Origin of the sequence: Mycobacterium intermedium, from assembly GCF_002086275.1 — a bacterium.
Classification (GTDB): domain Bacteria; phylum Actinomycetota; class Actinomycetes; order Mycobacteriales; family Mycobacteriaceae; genus Mycobacterium; species Mycobacterium intermedium.
In genome coordinates, this window is the sequence record NZ_MVHT01000053.1 from 1 (window position 1) to 22673 (window position 22673).

Genomic DNA, 22673 nt, shown 5'->3' on the forward strand with positions numbered 1-22673 from the left:
CGGCTGGCCGAGGAGCCGGAGCGGCACGTGTGGCAGGGCGAGGTGGGTACCGACGCGCTGCCGTGGTTGGCCGATCATCAAATCCACGGCGCCGCAGCGCTTCCCGGTGCCGCCTACTGCGAGATGGCGCTCAACGCGGCCCGCTCCGTGCTCGGCACCGCCGCCGAAGTCTACGACATCCGCTTCGACCACCCCTTGCTGCTCGACAAGGAAACCCCCGTCGGCATCACCGCGACGTTCGAGGCGCCCGACGCCGTCAGCTTGGTGGTGGAGACGAACCGGGACGGGAGATACGACCGCCAGGCATCCGCGGTCCTGCGCCCCAGCCAAGACGAGCGACCACCCGCAAAGGACGTGGCCGATCTGCTGGCCAACCACCCGCATCAGGTGAACACCGCCGAGATTCGTACCTGGCTGAGCAAGCGCGGTCAACGCCTCGGCCCGGCCTTCGAAGGTCTCACCGCCGCGCACATCGCCGAGAGCGCGGGTAACACCGTCCTGGCCGAGGTCTCGCTGCCGGGACCGCTGCGCCCGCAATTGAGTTCCTACGCGCTGGTGCATCCGGCGCTGCTGGATGCGTGTTTCCAAGCAGTGGCCGCGCACCCGAGCGTCGGCAGCGCCGTCAACGGTGGGTTGCTGCTGCCGTTGGGCGTTCGCCGGCTGCGCGCGTACGGTTCGGTTCGTACCGCGAAGTACTGCTACGCGACCGTCACCGCATGCGCCGCGGGAGGCGTCGAAGCTGACCTGGAAGTTCTGGACGAACACGGCAACGTGTTGCTGGTCGCGCAGGGGCTACAGCTGGGCGCCGGGGCGTCCCGAAGCAGCGAGCGCGACCGCGTCCTGGGCGAGCGGTTGCTGACCATCGAGTGGCACCAGCACGAACTCCCCGAGAAGCCCATCACCGAGCCCGGGACGTGGCTGCTGGTCAGCACCAACGAAGCGACCGACATGCTGGCCGCGGAGCTGACCGATGCGCTGAAGGTGCACGACGCGCAAAGCACCACGCTGTCCTGGCCGTTCCACGCCGACCACGCGGCCAACGCCGAACGGCTGCGCGCCCAGCTGGAGGCCAGCGCGTTCGCCGGCGTCGTGGTGCTCACCGCACCGAAGAGCGGCACCGACGAAGAGGCGGCGGCCCGCGGCCGCGAGTACGTCGAGCACCTGGTGCGCATCGCCCGCGAGCTCCCGGAGATCCTGGGCCACACGCCGCGGCTGTACGTGGTGACCCGGAATGCGCAACGCGTGTTGTCGCACGACGAGGTCAACCTCGAGCAAGGCGGCCTGCGCGGTCTGCTGCGGGTGATCAGCTCGGAGAACCCGCACCTGAAGGTCAGCTACGTCGACGTCGACGAGCACACCGGCGTGGATCCCCTGTCGCGTCAGCTTCTGCTGGCTGCCGACGACGACGAGACCGCCTGGCGCAACGACGAGTGGTACACCGCTCGGCTGAGCCCCGCCCCGCTGCGCCCCGAGGAGCGCCGGACCACCATCGTGGATCACGCCGAGGGCGGCGTGCATCTGCACATCCGCACCCCCGGTGACCTGGAAACGCTCGAGCTCACTGCGTTCGACCGAGTGCCACCCGGCCCCGGCGAGATCGAGGTGGCGGTCAACGCGTCGAGCATCAACTTCGCCGACGTTCTGGTCGCCTTCGGTCGGTACCAGACCGTCGACGGCCAACAACCACAGCTGGGCACCGACTTCGCCGGTGTGGTGACGGCGGTCGGACCCGACGTGACCCACCTCCAGGTCGGTGATCACGTGGGCGGCCTGTCCCCCAACGGCTGCTGGTCCACGTTCGTCATCTGTGACGCGCGGCTGGCCACCAAGTTGCCGGACGGCCTGACCGACGCCGAGGCCGCGGCGGTGACCACCGCGACGGCGACCGCTTGGTACGGGCTGCAGGACCTGGCCCGGATCAGGTCCGGGGACAAGGTGCTGATCCACTCCGCCACCGGTGGGGTGGGGCAGGCGGCGATCGCGATCGCACGTGCCGCGGGGGCCGAGATCTACGCCACCGCGGGCAGCGAGAAGCGTCGAGACTTGTTGCGGAGCATGGGCATCGAGCACGTCTACGACTCGCGCAGTGTGGAGTTCGCCGAGCAGATCCGCCGCGACACCGACGGCTACGGCGTGGACATCGTGCTCAACTCGCTGACCGGCGCTGCTCAACTGGCCGGCGTCAAGCTGCTGGCCCTGGGTGGGCGCTTCATCGAGATCGGGAAGCGCGACATCTACTCCAACACGCGACTGGAACTCTTCCCCTTCCGGCAGAACCTGGCCTTCTACGGCTTGGACCTGGGGTTGATGGCAACGAGCCACCCCGCCGAAGTCAGCAAGCTGTTGAGCACGGTGTACCGGCTGACCGCCGAAGGTGAACTGCCCAAGCCGCAGAACACGCACTACCCCCTGGCCGAGGCGGCCACCGCGATCCGGGTGATGGGTGCGGCCGAGCACACCGGCAAGCTGATCCTGGACGTGCCGCGGGTCGGGCGCAGCAGTGTGGTGCTGCCGCCCGAACAGGCGCCGGTCTTCCGCGGCGACGGCGCGTACATCATCACCGGTGGTCTGGGCGGTCTGGGCTTGTTCCTGGCCGAGAAGATGGCGTCCGCGGGCGCGGGCCGCATCGTGCTCACCTCCCGCTCGGCGCCGACCCAAAAGGCCTTGGAGACAATAGAACTCGTTCGCTCCATCGGCTCCGACGTGGTGGTGCAATGCGGTGACATCGCCCAAGCCGACACCGCGGAGGGGCTGGTCGCCACGGCCACCGCCACGGGGTTGCCGTTGCGGGGTGTGCTGCATGCCGCCGCGGTGGTCGAGGACGCCACATTGCCCAATATCACCGACGAGCTCATCGAGCGGGACTGGTCGGGCAAGGTGCACGGGGCCTGGCATCTGCACGAGGCGACCAAGGAACTCGAGCTGGACTGGTTCTGCCTGTTCTCCTCGGCGGCCGCACTGGTGGGGTCGCCGGGGCAGGGCGCGTACGCGGCGGCCAACAGCTGGCTGGACGCGTTCACGCACTGGCGGCGGGCGCAGGGCCTGCCGGCGACCTCCATCGCCTGGGGCGCCTGGGCCGAGATCGGCCGGGGCTCGGAGTTCGCCGAGAACTCCGGCGACGCGATCAGCCCAGAGGAAGGTGCGTACGCGTTCGAGGCGCTGCTGCGCCACAACCGCGCCTACACCGGCTACGCCCCCGTCATCGGCTCGCCCTGGCTGCTGGCTTTCGCTCAGCGCAGCGCCTTCGCGGAGAAGTTTGCGTCGCTGGGGCAAACCCGTTCGGGCGCAAGCAAGTTCCTCGCCGAACTCAGCGAGCTGCCGAAGGAGGAGTGGCCCGCCCGATTGCGGCGACTGCTGTCTCAGCAGGTCGGCCTGATTCTGCGGCGCACCATCGACGCGGACCGCATGCTGGCCGAGTACGGTCTGGACTCGCTCAGCAGCCAGGAACTGCGCGCCCGCGTCGAGGCCGAGACCGGTATCCGCATCACCGCCACCGATATCAACACGACCGTTCGGGGGTTGGCGGACTTGATGTTCGAAAAGTTGGCGCCCAAGGGGGACGCGCCGGCGCCCGCCTGACGTCAACGTGCCCATGAAATTTGTCCTGGCAGTCCACGGCACCCGTGGCGATGTCGAGCCGTGCGCTGCGGTTGGTATGGAACTGCAGCGACGCGGCCATGACGTGCGGATGGCTGTGCCGCCCAACCTGATCGGGTTCGTCGAGTCCGCGGGACTCACCGCGGTCGCGTACGGCCCTGACTCCGGGGAACAGATCAACGCGGTCGCGGCTTTCATGCGAAACCTCACCCGAGCGCAGAATCCGCTCAACCTGGCACGCGCCGCCAGAGAGCTTTTTGTCGAAGGCTGGGCGGAGATGGGTGAGACGCTCACCGCGCTGGCCGCCGACGCCGATCTGCTGATGACGGGCCAGACGTACCACGGGCTGGTGGCCAATGTTGCCGAGTACCACGACATTCCGTTGGCCGCACTGCATCACTTCCCGGTACGGGTTAACGGCCAGGTCGCCATTCCGTCGATACCGACGCCGGAACCACTGATGCGCACGTCGATGAAGGTGTCCTGGCGGTTGTACGCATACGTCAGCAAGGACGTCGATCGAGAGCAGCGCCGTGCGCTGGGCCTGCCGGTGGCGACCGCGCCGGCCGCACAGCGGATGTTGGAGCGCGGGGTTCCCGAGATCCAAGGCTACGACCAGGCCTTGTTCCCCGGGCTCGCCGCGGAGTGGGCGGCGCAGGGGGCTTCTGCCGTCACCAGGCCTTTCGTCGGTGCGCTGTCGATGCAATTGCACACCGAACCCAACGCGGAACTCGAGTCGTGGATTGCCGCCGGAACGCCGCCCATCTACTTCGGTTTCGGCAGCACACCGGTGCAATCTCCGGCCGAGACGGTCGAGATGATCTCACAGGTTTCTGCCGAACTGGGTGAACGAGCGCTGATCTATTCACCCGGGTACCCCGGCGTTCCGCGCGCCGATCACGTGAAACTCGTTGGGCTGATTGACTATGCGACCATCCTGCCGAAGTGCCGTGCGGTGGTGCACCACGGCGGGGCCGGGACCACCGCGGCCGGTTTGCGCGCCGGGATGCCGACGCTGATCCTGTGGGACGTGGCCGATCAGCCGATTTGGGCGGGGGCGGTACAGAGGCTGAAAGTCGGCTCCGCCAAACGCTTCACGAACATCAGCCGCAAGTCATTGCGCAAGGAGTTGCGTGCCATCCTGGCGCCGGAATACGCCGCCCGCGCCCGAGAGATTTCTCAGCAGATGGTTCAGCCGGCCGACGCCGTTGCCGCGGCCGCCGACGTGCTGGAAGAAACAGTGCGCGTCAGCGCGTAACGGGTTCGTTCAGCGGTTGGCCGTCTGATTGAGTGGAAATGTCTTGTACCACTTGCGGTGGTGGGCGGCGCCCATCTCGCGCAGGATGCCCAGGGCCGCCGGCCAGCCGTGGGTGCGGCGCAGCCCTCTGATCATGGCCGCACTCGCGCCCCAGTGGTAGGACCGGCCGCCGAAGTGGGTGTTGGCGGTCTTCCGCCCGAAGTGGTTGATGTAGGCCATTTCGGTTGTGTACAAACCAAATCCGGCTTCGCGGGCGCGCAACGCAAGATCGAGGTCGAGGCCCCACCCGTACCGTCCGAAGGTGGCCAGGTCCATGCCGCCGACGGCGTCCCAACATTCCTTTGACATGACCAGTGCCGTTCCCTCGATGGCGGGCGCCTTGCGATAGAACGGTCGCGGAACGTAGTTTTCGGCCTCCGGCTTGTCGTCGTCCACCGCATACGGGAAGCCAAGATCGAACATCGGCCCGACGATGCCGGCGTCGTCCGGCAGGCGCGGGTCGAGCAGGGCGTCGACGAAGCCTTTCGAGATCCGGGTGTCGTTGTTGAGCGTCATCGCGTGGGAGTAACCCTCCGCGAACGCAATTCGGAAACCGAGTTCGCTGCCGCCGGCCCAGCCGGTGTTTTCGCCGGGTGTACTGACGCGCTCGTTGCCGATTTTGGGGTAGTCACCGCGGTTGTCGACGATCAGGTAATCGGCGCCTTCACGCTCGAGGTCGGCCACGAGTGCGTGCGTGTACTCGTGCTGACCGAATACCGGCACCGTAATCAGAAGTGACACAACCGAAGCGTACACGGGGGTTTGCCGTCCCGAGGGGCATTCACCAACAGCGGCGCAGGTCACAGGTCGTTTGCTGAGAGATGCAGCGCCCCAGTCACATCCGTCACAGCAGCCTCTCGGCCGGGAGGCATGATCTCTGCCCGGCTTGCAGCGACAACGCTTGTCGCTACGAGCCGGGTACAACCTGCCGCCGCCCTGGCGAGGCCAAAGTGACGCATGTGGCCAATTGCCCGCCGAATAGCTAACCTCTGCGGCGCACCGCCTCTTCCAGCAAGTCGGCGGTGGCGGCCGCACTGGCCGCCGGCTTCGTCATGCGTGCGCCGGTCTCGCGGGCTCTTGTGACGCATTCCGGCGCCAGGATCGCCTTGAGGTCGGTGACCAACGTGTCCCGGTTGGTACTCGAGAAGCGTCTCCCCCGGCCGACCTTGAGCTCTTTCACCTGCGCCGCCCAGATCGGCTGATCGGAGGTGACCCACAGCACCAAGGTGGGGACACCGGCACGCAGACCGGCGGCGGTGGTGCCCGCGCCGCCATGGTGCACGACCGCGCGGCATTGCGGGAAGATCGCCGCGTGGTTGACCGCCCGCACCACCTTCACATGCTCGAGCTGCGGGATTTCGGTGGAATCGCTGGGCCCAGAGCAAATCAGGGCGCGCTCGCCGAGTTGCTTGCAGGCCGCGCCGATCATGTCCACCCGGTCGGCGAGCGACCCGACCGGCATGCTGCCGAAGCCGAAGTAGATCGGCGGCGTGCCCGCCGCAATCCAGGACGCGACCTCGTCGTCGGCGTCGGTGGGCAACCCCATCGTCAACGCACCGACAAACGGTCGGCGATCGCCGAATTTCGGTGCCCACTCGGCCGCCAGCCCCGGAAAGCAGAGCTCGTCGTAGGCCTGGATTTCCAGCGCGCCGCGATCCGCCATCCGCTTCGGAGCCGGACTCGATGCCTTGGGCAGACCCAATACCCGACGCTGCTCGTCCTCGACGCCCTTCGTCATGCGCCAGTACAGCCAATCCAGCGTCGTGATGGTGGAGCGAACCATCGGACCCGGCAGGCGCGCCGGGAACGCTATCTCTCCGTTGGCCCGCATCGGATAGAAATGCAGCGCGGCCAGCGGAATATCGTGGTGCTCCGCGACGTTGGCGACCACTTCCTGGTAGATCTGTCCGGTCAACAGCAGATCGGCGCCCGCGGCTACCGGCGTCAGCATCGCGCTCAGTTCGGCCCATCCCTCGGTGACCGGAGCCATGGCTTCCCGCAGCAGCTTGAGCGGGTTCTGCAACTTCCACGCGTTGTGCAGGAACTGTTCGTCCAACTGCTTCTGCGAGTCGCGGTTTCCGTAGCGGACGGCGCGTATCCCGGCCGACTCGACGAAGCCGATCAGGTTGGGCGGGACGGCCAGGCACACGTCGTGACCGCGTCGCTGCAGCTCAAGGCCGACCGCCGCGCAGGGCTCGATATCGCCGCGAGTCCCGTAGCTCGCTACGACGAATTTCATATGTGGTTCATGGCGCGCGGGCGGATCAGTCCTTGGTGAAGAGGTAGATCCGGTAGGTGAACCCACCGCCGCGGCGCAGGTCCCAGTCCAAGAAGTTCACGGCGTAGCGGGTCAATCCGGCCACGAACGCCGGCGCATTGCGACCGATCTGCTCCTGCGATTTGCGGGTGTTCGCATCCAGCCCGCGCTTAGCCTCCTGACCGATGTCGCGCTCCGAGATCTTGCGCAGCGGAGCGGCGGCAAGCGCGGATTCCCATTCGGCGACAACGGGATTGCGACGCGAGTCGGTGTAGAGGAAGTGCCCGCCCGGGCGGAGTACGCGTGCCACTTCCTTGAGGAAGCCCGGGAAGTCGGGGTACTGGTGCGAGGCTTCGACGTTGACGACGGCATCGAAAGTCTCGTCGGGGAAGGGCAGGTTCTGCGCGTCGCCCTGCACGAAATCCAAGCCCGGCAAATTGTGCTTCTCCTTGCACAGCTCGATGCTGGCCGGGTTCAGGTCGAGTCCGGTGTAGGACGCCGGTCCGAGGTTGCGGACGATGTAGGACGCTCCCCCGCCGGCGCCGCAGCTGACCTCGAGCACCTTCTTGCCGGTGAGATCTACCTGGCTCGCGGTCTGGTGGTAGAGCTGGATGCAGTAGCGGTTCGCCTCGTCGGACGGGTCCAAGGGCAAGCCGAGCGGCGGGTCTTCCTCGTAACCGAAGTTGAAAAACACCACGTCATCGCCGACTTGGCGGGTGCCGAGGGGCAGGAAGTACTTGGTCGTCAGCTTCGCGACCAGCGGGTTCGACTGCAGGCGGTATCCCAATCTAAGAGCCACGGGGAAGAGTCTCGCACGACTCCGGGGTCCCCCACGGCGAAACCGGACTCTTCCATACCCAACGTGACGGACGTCAGATCAGCACGGGTGTACTAGTTTGGCCCGGGCGAGCTACCTCCTAAGGGCCGCAACGCCCCGCTATCGGCTCTTGCAAATATTTGCAATTAACTGTCAGATAAGGCGTTGACCTGCGATTTTCCAAAGGCGGGTACTATACGCGCCGTCAGATAACAGCGGGATCACGGTTAATAAGGGAATTCTGAATTCCCCACCCGAAATATCCCTTGACTTGTAGGTTTGTTGAGTGTCCGGGGAAGAAGCGAAGGTCGGAGGCATCTTCGACCGCGTCGGCACGTTCGTCGTCAAATGGCCATGGCTGGTCATCGCCAGCTGGATCGCCATAGCGGCGGCGCTAGCGCTGCTGCTGCCACCGCTGCAGGTGCAAGCGGCGAAGCGTCAGCAGGAGGCCCTGCCGCCCGACGCCCCCGTGATGGTCCTGCAGGCCGAGATGGCCAAGGCTTTCCACGAAACGGGTGGGGCCGCCAACTCCCTCCTGATGGTCGTGCTGACCAACGAGAACGGCCTGACCCAGGCCGACGAGGACGTCTACCGCAAACTCGTCGAGAACCTGCGCGCCGACACCGAGGACAAGATGGTGGTCCAGGACTTCTTCGGCACACCGGAGATGCGGACGCTGTTGGAAAGCAAGGACAAGAAGGCCTGGAACCTCCCGATCACCGTTACCGGCGACGCGGCGTCCCCCGAGGCGCAAGCCGCCTACCGGCACATCGGCGTGATCGTCAAACAGACGGTCGAGGGAAGCGACCTGACCGCCCACCTCAGCGGCCCCTTGGCCACCGTCGCCGACCTGCAAGCCCTGGGCGAGGAAGACGTTCACGTCATCGAGGTCGGCACCATCATCAGCGTGTTCCTGATCTTGATCATCGTCTATCGGAACATCGTCACCATGCTGGTGCCGCTGGTCACCATCGGTTTCTCGATCGTGGGTGCGCAAGGCCTGTTGTCCGGGCTGGCCGAAGTGGGCCTTGCCATCAACATGCAGGCCATCGTCTTCATGAGTGCGGTCATGATCGGCGCCGGAACGGACTACGCCGTCTTCCTGATCAGCCGATATCACGACTACGTACGCCATGGCGAGACATCCGACGTCGCGGTCAAGAGGGCGTTGATGTCCATCGGGAAGGTGATCGCCGCGTCGGCCGCCACCGTCGCCGTCACCTTCCTTGCGATGGTGTTCACCAAGCTTGAAGTCTTCTCCGCGGTCGGCCCCGCAATTTCGGTCTCCATCATGGTGTCGTTGCTGGGTGCGGTCACGCTGTTGCCCGCGATTCTCGTGCTCACCGGCCGACGCGGCTGGATCAAGCCTCGACGCGACCTCACCAGCCGTATGTGGCGCAAGTCGGGCATTCGTATCGTGCGCAAGCCCAAGAGCCACCTGATCGCCAGCCTGGTGGTGCTTGTAGTCCTGGCCAGCAGCGCAAGCCTGATCAAGTTCAACTACGACGACCTCAAGACCATCCCGCAAGACGTCGAAAGCGTCCAGGGATACAACGCGCTGGATCGGCACTTCCCGCAGAACTCGATGACGCCGATGATGCTCTTCGTTCAGAGCGACCGTGACCTGCGGACACCGAGCGCCCTTGCCGACCTCGAGATGATGTCCCGCCGGATCGCCGACATGCCCAACATCGTGATGGTGCGCGGACTCACCCGGCCCAACGGCGAGCCCCTCAAAGAGACCAAGGTGTCCTTCCAGGCCGGCGAGGTCGGCAGCAAACTCGACGAGGCGTCCAACGCCATCACCGAGCATGGCGGGGACTTGGACCGGTTGGCCGGGGGCGCCCATCAGCTGGCCGACGCCCTGGCTATGGTCCGCAACGAAGTCAATGGAGCGGTGGCGAGCGCGGCCGGCCTGGTGAGCACGCTGCAGGCGATGGTGGAGCTGATCGGTGGAGACAAGACGATCCGGCAGCTCGAGAATGCGTCGCAATTTGTGGGACGTATGCGGCAGCTCGGTAACAATCTGGCCGGGACCGTCACCGATGCCGAGCAGACCGCCGTCTGGGGCGCTCCGATGGTGGCGGCACTCAACACCAGCCCGACCTGCAACGCCGATCCCGCCTGCCAACGCTCACGCAGCCAGCTGGCGGCGATCGTTGACGCGAACAACGACGGACTGCTCCGGGCGATGGCCAGGATGGCGGTCACCCTGCAGCAAACGCAGGAATACCAGACGCTCGCCCAGACCGTGGGCAAACTCGACGACCAGCTACGGCAAGTTGTCACCACCCTGAGAGACGTCAAAGGCCTCCCCGCCAAGTTGGCCCAAATGCAGCAGGGCGCCAACGCTCTGGCGGAGGGCAGCGCCGCACTTGCCGAAGGCGTGCAGCAGCTGGTCGATCAGACGAAGAAAATGGGCTCCGGGCTCAACGAGGCTTCCGACTTCCTGCTGGGTATGAAGCACGACGCGGAGAAGCCCACGATGGCGGGCTTCAACATTCCGCCGCAGATCATGACGCGCGACGAGTTCAAGAAGGGCGCGCAGATCTTCCTGTCGCCCGACGGGCACTCCGCGCGGTACTTCGTCCAGAGCGCGCTCAATCCGTTCACGACCCAGGCGATGGACCAGATCAACGAGATCGTCCGCGTCGCAGAATCCACCCGCCCCAACACCGAGCTTGCCAACGCCAAGATCGGCCTGGCCGGAATTCCGACTGGGCTTCGGGACACCCGCGACTACTACAACAGCGACATGAAGTTGATCGTCATCGCGACGATCATCATCGTGTTCCTGATTCTGTGCATCCTGCTGCGCGCGATCGTTGCGCCGATCTACCTGATCGGCTCGGTGCTCGTCTCCTATTTGTCGGCCCTGGGCATCGGTGTGATCGTGTTCCAGCTGATTTTGGGCCAGGAGATGCACTGGAGTCTGCCCGGGTTGTCGTTCATTTTGTTGGTTGCGGTGGGCGCCGACTACAACATGCTGCTCATCTCGCGTATCCGCGACGAATCGCCGCACGGTGTGCGCATCGGCGTCATTCGCACGGTGGGTTCGACGGGTGGCGTGATCACGTCGGCCGGCTTGATCTTCGCCGCGTCGATGTTCGGGTTGGTGGCCGCCAGCATCAACACGATGGCCCAGGCCGGTTTCACCATCGGCATCGGGATCGTGCTGGACACCTTCCTGGTGCGCACGATCACGGTGCCGGCGTTGACCGCGATGATCGGCCGCCATAACTGGTGGCCGTCGGCGCTTGGGCGCGATCCGTCCAAGCCGGCGCCCGAGCGCAACTGGCCGAAGAATCCTCGGGAATGGGCGGAATGGGTGAAAGACCTCGGCAGCCGCGCGCCCCGCAGGCGCATCTTCTCGCCGACCAAGCCGACCAAGCCCGCCGAGCCGCCCAAGCCGGTCACGAACGGCAAACCGGCCACGACCAACGGCAACGGCAGGTACGTGATCGACCAGCTTCCCGGGCACTCACTGCCGCTGTTCGGGCTGTCCGACCTCCCGGCCTACGACGTTTCGGCGTGCGCGCGGAAGGCCAAGTCCAACGGCAAGAATGGCAAGAACGGCAAGGTCGTCAACGGCCAAGGCGGGAAGGCCGAGATCGGCCAGGAACCGGTCGACCATCTGTTCAGCCACCCGCTGCCGCTGTTCGGCCTCACCAAGCTGCCGCACTTCGAGGTACTGAACGTCAAAGAGCCGGCGGACAGCGCCAACTAGGGAGTGGAGCGCGCCGCGAGCGCGCCCGTTTGTACGTGTTCAAGCCGGGAAACCCGGCATTTTGCGGACTCTCGCCGGTAACTTGAGTGGAGCTGACGCGCTACGCGTCGAGTCGGACGAACTCGTCCTGACGGTACAGCTCGACGCACTGCGCGCGCCTGATCTTGCCGCTGGTGGTGATCGGAATCGAACCTTGGGACACCAGAACGAGATCCGCGACAGCCAGGCCGTGCGACTTCGAAATCGCCGACGTGACTTCACGTTTCACGGCACCCAACCGTTCGGCGGCCTCTTCGTCGGTTTCGTTCTTCTTCTTCATCTCAATGATCGCGACCAGTTTCTCCACACCGTCGTGTGGAACCGCGATCGCGGCGCAACGGCCGGGGCTGATGGTCTGAATCGTCGCCTCGATGTCGTCGGGAGAGTGGTTGCGCCCGTAGACAATCAGAAGATCCTTGATGCGACCCAGGATGAAGAGCTCACCGTCGGAGATGAAGCCCGAGTCCCCGGTCCGCAACCACGGACCCTCCGGCGTTCCTTCGGAGGGGTTGACAATCTTTGCGCGGAAGTTGCTTTCGGATACCTCGGGCTTTTCCCAATAGCCCGAGGCGACGTTTTCGCCGTGCACCCAGATCTCACCGACACCGCCCACCGGGCACTCGAGCCGGGTGTCGGGGTCGACGATACGCACCAGCTGGGTGTCCACCACTCCGTAGCTGACCAGTGGGGTCGCGCCTTCCTCCTCGGACACCACTGCTTGCCCGTCCGGCAGCTTGTTGGCATCGAAGCTGACGACTTTCGGCGGGTCACCGGCCTCGCGAGTTGCCACGAACACCACTGCCTCGGCCATCCCGTAGGAGGGGCGTACCGCCTCCGGCTTGAGGTTGAATGGGGCAAATCGATCGATGAAGCGCCGCAGAGTGGCGGGTTGCACGCGCTCGCTGCCGTTGAGGATGCCGTGAATACGGCCGAGGTCCAACCCGGCCAGGTCCTCGTCTTTCACCCTGCGCGCCGCGATGTCGAACGCGAAATTCGGTGCGGCCGTGAATGCCAGGTCGTTGTTGGCCAATTCCTGAATCCAGTGGGCCGGCCGCGCCAGGAAGCCGGTGGGGCTGCTCAGCTTGGCGGGCATGCCGGCCAGAATCGGCATGATGAGCCCCAGGATGAAGCCCATGTCGTGATAGAAGGGCAACCAGGACACCACGGTCGACCCCGGCGGGGCCACCTTGCCGTACTGGCGGTAGTAGCCGGACATGATCTGTTCGAAATTGGCGAAAAGGTTTTTGTTGGAGACCATCACGCCGGCGGGCGTGCGGGTGGAACCCGAGGTGTATTGCAAGTAAAGGACGTCCGGGTTGCCCGGAATCGGCGCGCGCGAGCCGCCCTTGGTCCGCGCGTCCAGGTCGAGCCGGTCAACCTCGATGATTGCCGGCGGCTTCTGGCCGGCCTCCGTCTGCACGTATGGGGTCACGTTGTCGACGACGGACGACCCCGTGAGGATGATCGTCGGTCTGGTGTCGGCCATCACCGCGGCCGTGCGCTCGTCGTGCGCGCCGCCCTGTGGGACGGACAGCGGGACGGCGATGATTCCAGCGTGCAGTGAGGCAAGGAAGCTGATGACGTAGTTGAGGTTCTGCGGCGCGAGGATCAGTGCCCGGTCACCGGTCGCACCCACCTCTTTGAGTTGCGCGGCGAGGTTGAGCACTCGCCGATACAGCTGCGACCACGTGAGGCTTTCGGAGACACCGTCCCATGACTGCTCGTAATCGGTGAAAGTCAGGGCGGTGTCGTTCGGCTGGAAACTCGCGCGCTCACGCAGCACAGTAGGAAGTGAGGACTCAACCACGGACATCAGACTACCTTCGTTGGTGTTTCTTCTTTCGCACGACTCGAAGCCGCTAGGGCATCAAGGGCCCTGTCGCACACTTCACGACCGCCCTAGAGAACCCGTCGCTGGTGCCAAACCGGCGGCCACGAATACGGTACCGCGAGCAAACGCTCTGCACGCATGAATCAGCAATTCCGCTGCCGGTCGCGGGGCCGGTGGCAGTGGCGTTCGCGCGGGAGTATCGATCCCGGGCCGCCGCAGGAAAATTATGTTAGCCTTCGCTAACTTAGCTCCCGGGTCAAACGGTGCGAGCAACGCGATCGAAGGTTAGGAGTGCACGCTGCCCAGGACGGTTTCACCATGACCGCCGCCGGCGCCTTCGACATCGCATTCATTGGCAGCGGCATTGCCTGTTCCCTGACGTTGTTGGAGCTCGCTCAGGCCCTGCTAGACGGCTCGGCGACGCCGGCCAAGCTGCGCATCGCCGTGGTCGAACGCGACGAGCAATTCTGGTGCGGTATCCCCTACGGCCCGCGCACCAGCCCCCGATCGCTGGCCATCCAGAAGCTCGACGAGTTCGTCAACGAGCCCGAACGGTCGGCCTATATCGCCTGGCTGGAGCGGAACAAGCCGCGCTGGTTGGCAACGTTTCGGGAGCGGGGCGGCGACGCCGCGACGCGTTGGATCCGCGACAACGGCGAAGCGGTGGCCGCCAACCGATGGGGTGAGCTCTACCTGCCGCGGCACCTCTTCGGCCTCTTCATCGCCGAGCAGGTAGAGGCCGCCATTGCCGCTCTCCGCAAACGAAACCTGGCCGACGTGGTGACCATCCGGGGCGAAGCCGTCAGTGCCGGCTCCGCCGCCGGTCGGCACCTCATCGGACTGCGCACGGCCGAGGGCGATTCGACGGAAATCGAAGCGGACAAGGTGGTGGTGGCGACGGGCAGTCCACCGTCGAAGTCATTCGCCGGACGCGGTTCAAACCCCCTCAGCCAGAACCCATTCACCTACATCAACGACTTCTACGAGCCGTGCGAAGACAGCAACCTGGAACGGCTGCGCGAGGCGCTCGACCGCGTGGAGCGGCCGGACCAGCGCAATGTGCTGGTGGTGGGTTCCAACGCCACGTCGCTGGAAGCCCTTTACCTCATGCGCCACGACCGCGGCATCCGCGACCGGTTGCATTCCGTCACCGTCATTTCCCGCTCCGGTGCGCTGCCCTACATGATTTGCGAGGAGCCACCCGTATTCGAATTCCCATGGCTCAACGAGCTTCTCGCGGTGGAGGCGCCGCGCGCGGCGGAGCTGATGGCGGCAATTCGCGCCGACCTCGAAATCGCCGAGCAACGGGCACTGAACCTGGCCGACCTGCACGCGGCGATCGGCATCCTGGTGGGGCAGGCGCTACGCAAGATGGATCTCGTTGAGCAAGAAGAGTTCTTCTGCGAACACGGCATGAACTTCACCAAGCTGGTGCGCCGCGCCGGACGCGATTGCCGGCAAGCATCGGATGATCTTGTCGCAGCAGGCAAGCTGACCATGCTGGCCGGCGAGGTGTTGCGCGTGGATGCGTGCGCCTCCGGCGAACCGTTCGCCACGGTCACCTACCGGATCGCGGGGTCCGAACGCACGCATCCCGTTTCGTTTGCGGCGGTGGTGAATTGCGGCGGCTTCGAAGAACTGGACGCGTGCACCGCCCCGTTTCTGGCCAGCGCGATGCAAAACGGCCTTTGTCGGCCTAACCGCACCAACCGCGGACTCTTGGTCAACGGTGACTTCGAAGCCAGCCCGAATTTCTATGTGATCGGCCCGTTGTTGGGCGGCAACTTCAACGCCAACATCCGCTTCTGGCACGTGGAGAGTGCACCGCGCATCCGCTCGCTGGCCAAATCGCTTGCCGCCCACCTGGTCGCTTCGCTGCAGCCCTGCGAGCCGCCGACGCGCCTGAACCTCTGCCTGACCGAATGACAGGGAAAATGCTCTCGACCATCCATCACCACGTGCGCCGCGTCTGCTTCGCGGGTCCACGACAATGCAACGTCTGCGGCAACCGGGTCCGCTTCAAAAGCGTCACCCGCGCCCTCGGACGCACGCTGTCCGGCTACGAATTTCCTTACTCGCTAGACGATTTCGAAACGCTGAACCACCGCCGATACCTCTGTCAGATATGCGGTTCCACTGACCGGGACCGGCTCTACAAGCTCTACCTGGACCGTTTCCTGCCGCCCGGCGCTGTGACGGTCCGGTTTGTCGAGTTCGCGCCCGCGGCACCTCTGGCAGGTTACCTAAGCGGCCGCACTGACCTCGACTACCGCTCAGCGGATCTGATGATGGACGGCGTGGACGACGTCGTCGACATCACCGACATGCCAATCTACGCCGACGGTTCCGTCGATTTTTTCCTGTGTTCTCACGTCCTCGAACACGTCTCCGATGACACCCGCGCCCTTGGGGAGCTCTACCGGATACTGGCCCCCGGTGGGCGCGGCATCATCATGACCCCGGTGATGCCGGAGGGCAGCTTCGACGAAGATCCCTCGGTTACCGATGAAAGCGAGCGCTGGCGTCGCTTTGCCCAGGGTGATCATGTGCGTCTCTACGACCGCTACACGTTGTGCTCCCGCATCCGCGCGAGCGGTTTCGAGGTGTCCGCGCTCGACTCGCGCACCTTTGGCCAGGAGGCGTTCGCCCGGCACGCGATCGCGGCGGGTTCGGTTCTCTACGTCGCGCGTAAGCCGGATACCGTGGCCGAGGCGTTGCCACCTGGCGCTTGACGCGACCGGAGGATGCGGGCTGAGTATGCGTGCGCAAGCGCCCGCAGATCGGCTATGTCGGAGGAAGCTTTGCGCTTGAGCCGCCGCCAGGGCGTGTGCCTCCACCGGTGTTGCAGCGACAGCGTCGTCAACCGCGGATAGTCCGAGATGACGGCAAGGAGGGTCGCGCGAGCTTCTGGGCCGGGCACCTTGGCGATCTCGCGAAGTGCCCAGTCGGACATCTCGGCGACGATCTCCTCGCGGGCGCGGTCGCCGGGGAACAAGTCGAGCATCGCATTGAGCGTCGCCGCGAATCCGTAGCCTCGGGTGACCCAAAACTTCGGGCGGTCGTAGTCCGAGGAGTACCAAATGCCTTGTGGGTGGCGGCGGTACACGGCCATCGTCTCGGGCAGCATGGCGATCTCGCCGCCTATCGCGTGCCGCACATGCAGGTACCAGTCGATCGGCATGATGTTGGCAGGGATGTCGTCGTAGTGCGGCTGGCGTCGATAGACGACCGAGTTGGTCTGGATGAAGTTCCGTGCGAGTAGGGCTTCCACGCTCAGGTCGCCACGCCATTTCAGCGGGGGGAACTCCGTGTCGTCCGTCCCGTCGTCGTAGATCACTCGCACCGGATGAAAGCACACCGTGGTCGCTGGATGCCGGTCCATGAACTCGACTTGTTTGGCGAGCTTCATCGGATCTGTCCAGTAGTCGTCACCCTCGCACAACGCGATGTACTCGCCGCGCGCGGCGGACAGGGTAGCCGTGAAGTTCGCGTGGACGCCGATGTTCGTGGGCCGGAATATGGGCCGGATCAGGCTTGGGTAGCGGTCGGCGTACTCCCGAATGATGTCCGGCGTGGCGTCGGTGGACGCATCGTCTGCAACGATGACTTCGACTGGGAAATCCGTCTGTTGGGCGACAAAGCCGTCGAGCGCCGCACCGATGAACGCCTCTTGGTTGTAGGTGATGGCTACGACACTGACTTTCGGTGGGGCACCAGCCGCCGAGTCAGTCAACCCCACTTCCCTTCCTGACAGCGGCGATGACCCGGGCGATGTCCCGCGCGTCCATGTGGTCGTGGACTGGCAGCGACACGATCCGCGAGCAAATGTCGTCCGTGACAGTCAGATCCGTCGACTCGACCAACTCGGCGTTGTTGACGAAATACGAGTGGCGGTGTTGGGGCGGGTTGTAGTAATCGCGGGCCTGGATCGCGTGTCGACGCAGACTGGCCAGCACCGCGGCCTTGTGGGCGGCGGACGTGCAGCAGACGCTAGCGAAGCACAGCGACGAGGCCTCGGCGTTGACCTGGAAACGCACACCCAGCCCGGACAGACCGGCCTGGTAGCTCTCCAAGACCTTGCGGCGGCTTGCCAGACGTTGATCGAGCCCGACGAGCTGGCGCAGCCCGATCGCGGCGCTGATCTCCTGCAACTTCCCGTTCATCCCGAGCTGCGCGGACTCCCCCGACCTGCCGAAGCCGAAGTTCTGAAAGTTGTATGCGCGCTCGACCAGCCGCCGGTCGCGCGAGACCAGTGCCCCGCCCTCACCTACCGCGAACGGCTTGGTTGCGTGCAGGGAGAAGATCTCGCAGGCGCCTCGTCCACCGACGCGTTCGCCGGCCCCATAGGACGAGCCGAAGGCCGCCGCGGAGTCGACGACGATGGGCAGCTCCCATTCGGCGGCGAGATCCTCCCAGACACCGATGTCGGGATTTCCGACGCCGAACACGTTGGCAAGCACGATGCCCGCAATCTGGTCGCGCGATCGTTCCAAGACAGCACGAGCGCAGGCGGCGCTGGGCTGCCAGGTGTTGGGGTCGATGTCTACGAACCAGGGGCGGTACCCGGTCCAAAGCGCGGCTTGGGCTACGCCGACGAAGGTGAACGACGGCATCAGCAGGTAGCGGTCGCGGGTGCCGGCACCGAACGTGGTGTGCAGTGCCGCGATCAGCGCCATGGTGCCGTTTGCCAGTGTGGCCACATGCAGGTCGGGTCCAAGGTAGTCACCCATGGCGCGGGCAAACTGCCGCTCCTTGGGACCGAAGTTCGTGTACCAGTTGGCGCGGGAGATCTCGGCGAAATCCTCGGCCAGCTCGGCGGGGCCGGGGAAACTCGGGCGGATGAAGGGGATCTCGGAGCCCGTTGAGGACCCCGTCGCGGTGACCGCCGGGGACACCACGTTAGCCGTCCGCGGTCCGGCCAGCGGCTGCAGCACGGAGCCGCGAAACGGAAGAGTCCCGACGTATGCAGAGGTCAAGTTTCGTCTTCTTCGGCTTGCAGGGCCTCGTCGCGTCGCCCTAGGGTCGTGAATAGCGGACGACTGAGGTTAGCGTTGCCTTGCCTAATTTGTCATCTTGAAAGGCCGAACAGATTTTTGATAATCGGGTTCGGATCGGTGGTGACTAGTCGGCCAGGCCCAGCTGCCGCCGGGCGTGAGCGAACTCCCGGAAGGGTGCGGGTGCCAGTGCCTTCAGGTGCTGCCGCCGCTGCGGTCCCAGCACGGCTACCTCGATCATCATCGCCAGCCACGCGGGTAACCACCACAGTGCGGCGGCGCTGCGTACGCTCCCCGGCGACGCCGGGTCGACGATCATCCAGGTGAGAATGCGTTGCTGGTCGAGCAGGTTACGCCGGGTCGCCATCACCCGAGTGGTTTCGGTGGCAGTCGTGTGACTGCGCACCGAGAGCTCCTCGGGGACGAAGCAGACCGTTGATCTGAGCATCAAGCGCATCCAGAAATCCACATCGACCAGCTGGAATATGTCCGTTCGAAAGCCACCGGCATCCAGTGCCAGCTGGCGCCGGAACATCACGCAGGTCGGCTCGCCGATCCAGTTGTCCTTGGCGCCGCGCAACACCATCTGCCGGACGAGCGACGGCCCATGATTGCGCTCGCGAAGGTTCCTGAAGTGCGTGTGCACGTTGCCGTACCGCTGTCGCCACTCGTGGTCGTCGGTGTCCACTTTCCGGGGCGCGAAAGCCAATCCGACGGCTGGGTCGTCGAAGCACCGGCTGAGTGTCTGCAGGGCTCCGGGAAGCAGCCAGTCGTCGCCGTGTACGAACTGGATCAGGTCGCCGCGTGCGAGTTCCAGGCATCTGTTGTGGTTTTGGTTGAGTCCGAGCCGAGGTTGATTGCGTATCAACCGGTCTCCGGGTCGCAGCATCGATTGGGCAATGGCCGCACAGTCGTCCGACGAATCGTCGTCAACGACCACGATCTCGAAGTCGACGCCCTGCTGATCGAGCACGCTGGCCAGGCAGCGTGCGATGGTGCCGCTGTTGTTGTAGGTCGGGATGCATACGGAGACAAGCGGCTTGGCCGTGGACTCCGGGATTTCGCCGGGGTTCAACTCAGAGACTGGTCACGCCTTGGTACAAGAAGATGAACCCGACCACGGTCAGCAGAACGAGGGATATCTGCTGACGGTTGGTACGTACCCAGTCTTGCAACCGCAGCATCATCTGCTCGGTCTTCTGCGGCATCGCCAGGTAACCGACCAGCGGAATCTCGATGACCGCGAGCACCAGGAGTGTGAACACGACGAACGCGCCGAATTGCGTGGCCAGCTCGGCTCCCGAGGCCATGATGACCGTCAATGCGATCAAGCTCTCGAACGGTGGGGCCGAAGAGGCAACGCCGACAACGAAAGCCGGCCAAACCACGTCACAGTTCAACATGTTCTGGGTGCGGGCACCCAGCCGGGCGAAGAACCCGGTCGGCGGCCGCTCCATCGTCAGGGTGGACAGTCCCCCGTCGGAGACAGCTCCCGGTATCCCTGCGGTGGCGCGGGCACGAATCACCATGCGCGCCGCCAACAGCAACATGATCACGCCCATCGCGACCTGCAGCCGTCCGCCGGAAAGGATCGCGGTTGCTTCCCTGAACTCATTGGCCGCGGATACCGCGCCTTGAATTGCCGCCATGGTGATCTCACGCATGACCAGCAGCGCGCATACGCCAATGCCGACGCCCGCCAGCATGCCGCCCACCCAGAACGCAAAAAGGTTGATCATCGGGCGGCGGCGTGACAGCATCACGACGGCGAGACCCAGCCGCGCCGGGTCAATCGCCATCCCAAGGCCCAGTAGTAGCACCATCGTCCACATCACAAAGGACGCTACTATTTCGCGTCGCGCCCCGTGGCCGAACTGAGAAATTGCCAATAAAAAGCACCTGACCTGCTGCGATACTTGGCATTTCGGCTTGCAAGAGCTGAAAAAGCGAGCCACCAAGCGCGTCGGAGTGACGGCGGTCACGGCACGAGCGGGCGGCTAGCCGGGCTCAACAATGCGGGTCTGCGTTTCCAGCCCCGCACCGATGCGTCGTCGCTATACTTCGCCAGCGTGTGCCGTACGTCCGCCGACCATATGGCCGCGGCCGTCCCTCACAATCACGTCGCACGGGTACTCGCCGCGCGGGAAAGCGCATTGCGGTGATCGAAACTTCAGCAAGCTCACCTCCGGTGAACCCCAAGGTGAGCATCGTGTCGACCACCCACAACCAGGAGGACTACGCGCGTCAGGCGTTCGACAGCTTCGTCGCCCAGCAGACCGACTTCCCCGTCGAGATCATCGTTGCCGACGACGCCTCAACCGACAGCACGCCGTCGATCATCCGGGAGTACACCGAGCGGTACCCGCACCTGTTCCGCCCGATTTTCAGACCCAAGAACCTCGGCCTCAACGGCAACATGACCGGTGCTTTGTCGGCTGCCCGCGGCGAGTACGTCGCGTTGTGCGAGTCAGACGACTACTGGATCGACCCGCTGAAGCTGAGCAAACAGGTCGCCTTCCTTGACCAGCACCCGGAAACCGCGGTGTGTTTTCACCCGGTGCGGGTGATCTGGGAAGACGGGTACGCCAAGGACTCCACGTTTCCCCCAGTCCGCAAGCGCGGCAACTTGAGCCTGGATGCCCTGATATTGATGAACTTCATCCAGACCAATTCGGCGATGTACCGCCGCTTGGATCGTTACGACGACATTCCCGCCGACGTAATGCCGCTGGACTGGTACCTGCACGTTCGGCACGCGGCCCACGGCGACATCGCCATGCTGCCCGAGACCATGGCCGTCTATCGCCGCCACGCGCAAGGCATGTGGCACAACCAGGTCGCAGATCCGGCGAAGTTCTGGCTGACCCAGGGACCGGGACACGCGGCGACATTCGACGCCATGCTCGACCTGTTCCCCGACGACGCGGCGCGTGAAGAACTCATCGGCATCATGGCCGACTGGGTCCTGCATCAGATCTCGACCATCGCCGGCCCCGAGGGTCGCGCCGTGTTGCAAGACACCATCGCGCGGCATCCCCGGATCGCGATGCTGGCGATGCAGTACCGCTGGGCCACCCCGGGGCAGCGGCTCAAGACCCAGTGGCGCAAGCTCGCGGCCGCAATCCCGAGCCGAAGGAGCCTCGTGGATGTCTGGCCGTCCCGTACAGTGGCCGGTTCCGGCAGTGTGGTAGCCGCTCGAATCTGACCTCGCCGACAACGGCATCGACATATGAAACATATGAAAGGACCTGAACAAGCCGTGGTAGCAGAAAACTCTGACACGGCGGTGCAATTCACCGCTCACAACGTGCGCCTCGACGACGGAACATTCACGATTCCCGGGGCCGCTCAAACGGTAGACCAATACTCGTGGTTCATCTCGTCGCGCGGGATCCTCGACACCGTGTTTCCCGGCGACAAGAGCCAGTTCCGTGTGGCCGACATCGGCTGCTTGGAAGGCGGTTACGCAACCGAATTCGCGCGGCTGGGGTTTCAGGTCCTTGGGATCGAGGTCCGCGAGCTGAACATTGCGGCGTGCAACTACATCAAGTCGAAGACGGACCTGCCGAACCTACAGTTCGTGCAAGACAACGCACTGAACATCGCCGACCACGGGGTTTTCGACGCCGTCTTCTGCTGCGGGCTGTTCTACCACTTGGAAAACCCGAAGCAATACCTGGAAACCCTCTCGTCGGTCACCAACAAGCTGCTGATCCTGCAGACGCACTTCTCGATCATCAGCCCCAGCGACAAGATCCTGAAGCTGCCCACGACTGTGCGCCAGGCCGCGGCCAAGGTGCTCAGACGACCTGAGCCGGTCAAGTTCATGCTGTCCGCGCCGACCGAACATGAGGGGCTTCCGGGCAGGTGGTTTACCGAGTTCGAGGACGACCGGGAATTCGGGAAGCGGGAAACCATGAAATGGGCATCGTGGGACAACCGCAGGTCCTTCTGGATCCAGCGTGAGTACCTGCTACAGACGATGAAAGATGTCGGCTTCGACCTGGTGATGGAAGAGTACGGAAACCTGGAGCCCAACATCGCCAAATCGTTGCTCGGCGGTTCCTACGCAGCGAATCTTCGCGGAACCTTCATCGGCATCAAGACCCGATAG

General features: G+C 64.8%; 14 protein-coding genes and 1 pseudogene. 7 read left to right on the forward strand and 8 right to left on the reverse strand.

Features of this window, described 5'->3' with window-relative positions; translation table 11 throughout:
• Together BST27_RS18300 and BST27_RS18305 are read left to right on the forward strand one after the other, a co-directional pair.
• The coding region (locus BST27_RS18300; RefSeq protein ID WP_139805224.1) for an SDR family NAD(P)-dependent oxidoreductase at nucleotides 1-3579 on the forward strand (3579 nt) is incomplete at its 5' end.
• A 13-nt stretch (nucleotides 3580-3592) separates the two neighbouring features.
• Complete coding sequence (locus BST27_RS18305; protein ID WP_069420889.1) at nucleotides 3593-4855, forward strand: glycosyltransferase; 1263 nt, start codon at nucleotides 3593-3595, stop codon at nucleotides 4853-4855.
• A 9-nt stretch (nucleotides 4856-4864) separates the two neighbouring features.
• Here BST27_RS18305 and BST27_RS18310 read toward each other — a convergent pair whose 3' ends face one another.
• From BST27_RS18310 to BST27_RS18320, 3 genes and pseudogenes are all read right to left on the reverse strand, one after another.
• Nucleotides 4865-5650, reverse strand: coding sequence for a glycosyltransferase family protein (locus tag BST27_RS18310; protein ID WP_069420888.1), 786 nt, complete (start codon nucleotides 5648-5650; stop codon nucleotides 4865-4867).
• Nucleotides 5651-5876: 226 nt separating this feature from the next.
• Complete coding sequence (locus BST27_RS18315; protein WP_069420887.1) at nucleotides 5877-7133, reverse strand: glycosyltransferase; 1257 nt, start codon at nucleotides 7131-7133, stop codon at nucleotides 5877-5879.
• 25 nt (nucleotides 7134-7158) lie between these two features.
• A pseudogene (locus tag BST27_RS18320) lies at nucleotides 7159-7978 on the reverse strand (phthiotriol/phenolphthiotriol dimycocerosates methyltransferase); the annotation flags it as partial.
• Between the two features lie 276 nt (nucleotides 7979-8254).
• Between BST27_RS18320 and BST27_RS18325 the strand changes: the two are divergent.
• A complete protein-coding gene (locus BST27_RS18325; RefSeq protein ID WP_069420885.1) occupies nucleotides 8255-11695 on the forward strand; it encodes an MMPL/RND family transporter in 3441 nt (1146 codons plus the stop codon).
• A 100-nt stretch (nucleotides 11696-11795) separates the two neighbouring features.
• Here BST27_RS18325 and BST27_RS18330 read toward each other — a convergent pair whose 3' ends face one another.
• Nucleotides 11796-13547, reverse strand: coding sequence for an AMP-binding protein (locus BST27_RS18330; RefSeq protein ID WP_069420884.1), 1752 nt, complete (start codon nucleotides 13545-13547; stop codon nucleotides 11796-11798).
• Between the two features lie 336 nt (nucleotides 13548-13883).
• Between BST27_RS18330 and BST27_RS18335 the strand changes: the two genes are divergently transcribed.
• Both BST27_RS18335 and BST27_RS33810 read left to right on the forward strand, forming a co-directional pair.
• Nucleotides 13884-15491: an FAD/NAD(P)-binding protein gene (locus tag BST27_RS18335; protein ID WP_069420897.1), complete on the forward strand. Its 1608-nt coding sequence runs from the start codon at nucleotides 13884-13886 to the stop codon at nucleotides 15489-15491.
• A gap of 8 nt (nucleotides 15492-15499) precedes the next feature.
• Nucleotides 15500-16297 (forward strand): class I SAM-dependent methyltransferase, encoded by a 798-nt coding sequence (locus BST27_RS33810; RefSeq protein ID WP_079219853.1) that lies wholly within the window; start codon nucleotides 15500-15502, stop codon nucleotides 16295-16297.
• On the opposite strand, the gene BST27_RS18345 is transcribed toward BST27_RS33810, so the two are convergent.
• The 4 genes from BST27_RS18345 to BST27_RS18360 form a co-directional block, all read right to left on the reverse strand.
• Entirely contained in the window at nucleotides 16243-17298 is a 1056-nt protein-coding gene (locus BST27_RS18345; RefSeq protein WP_069420883.1) for a glycosyltransferase, read from the reverse strand. The two genes, BST27_RS33810 and BST27_RS18345, sit on opposite strands and share 55 nt — an antisense overlap.
• Entirely contained in the window at nucleotides 17291-18541 is a 1251-nt protein-coding gene (locus tag BST27_RS18350) for a DegT/DnrJ/EryC1/StrS family aminotransferase (RefSeq protein ID WP_276014370.1), read from the reverse strand. Before BST27_RS18350 ends, BST27_RS18345 begins: the two co-directional genes overlap by 8 nt.
• A gap of 145 nt (nucleotides 18542-18686) precedes the next feature.
• Nucleotides 18687-19634, reverse strand: a complete 948-nt coding sequence (locus BST27_RS18355; RefSeq protein WP_069420882.1) for a glycosyltransferase family 2 protein — start codon at nucleotides 19632-19634, stop codon at nucleotides 18687-18689.
• A gap of 1 nt (nucleotide 19635) precedes the next feature.
• A complete protein-coding gene (locus tag BST27_RS18360) occupies nucleotides 19636-20391 on the reverse strand; it encodes a GAP family protein (RefSeq protein WP_069420881.1) in 756 nt (251 codons plus the stop codon).
• A gap of 329 nt (nucleotides 20392-20720) precedes the next feature.
• Between BST27_RS18360 and BST27_RS18365 the strand changes: the two genes are divergently transcribed.
• Together BST27_RS18365 and BST27_RS18370 are read left to right on the forward strand one after the other, a co-directional pair.
• Nucleotides 20721-21764 (forward strand): glycosyltransferase, encoded by a 1044-nt coding sequence (locus BST27_RS18365; protein WP_139805226.1) that lies wholly within the window; start codon nucleotides 20721-20723, stop codon nucleotides 21762-21764.
• A 24-nt stretch (nucleotides 21765-21788) separates the two neighbouring features.
• Nucleotides 21789-22673, forward strand: a complete 885-nt coding sequence (locus BST27_RS18370) for a class I SAM-dependent methyltransferase (RefSeq protein ID WP_079219855.1) — start codon at nucleotides 21789-21791, stop codon at nucleotides 22671-22673.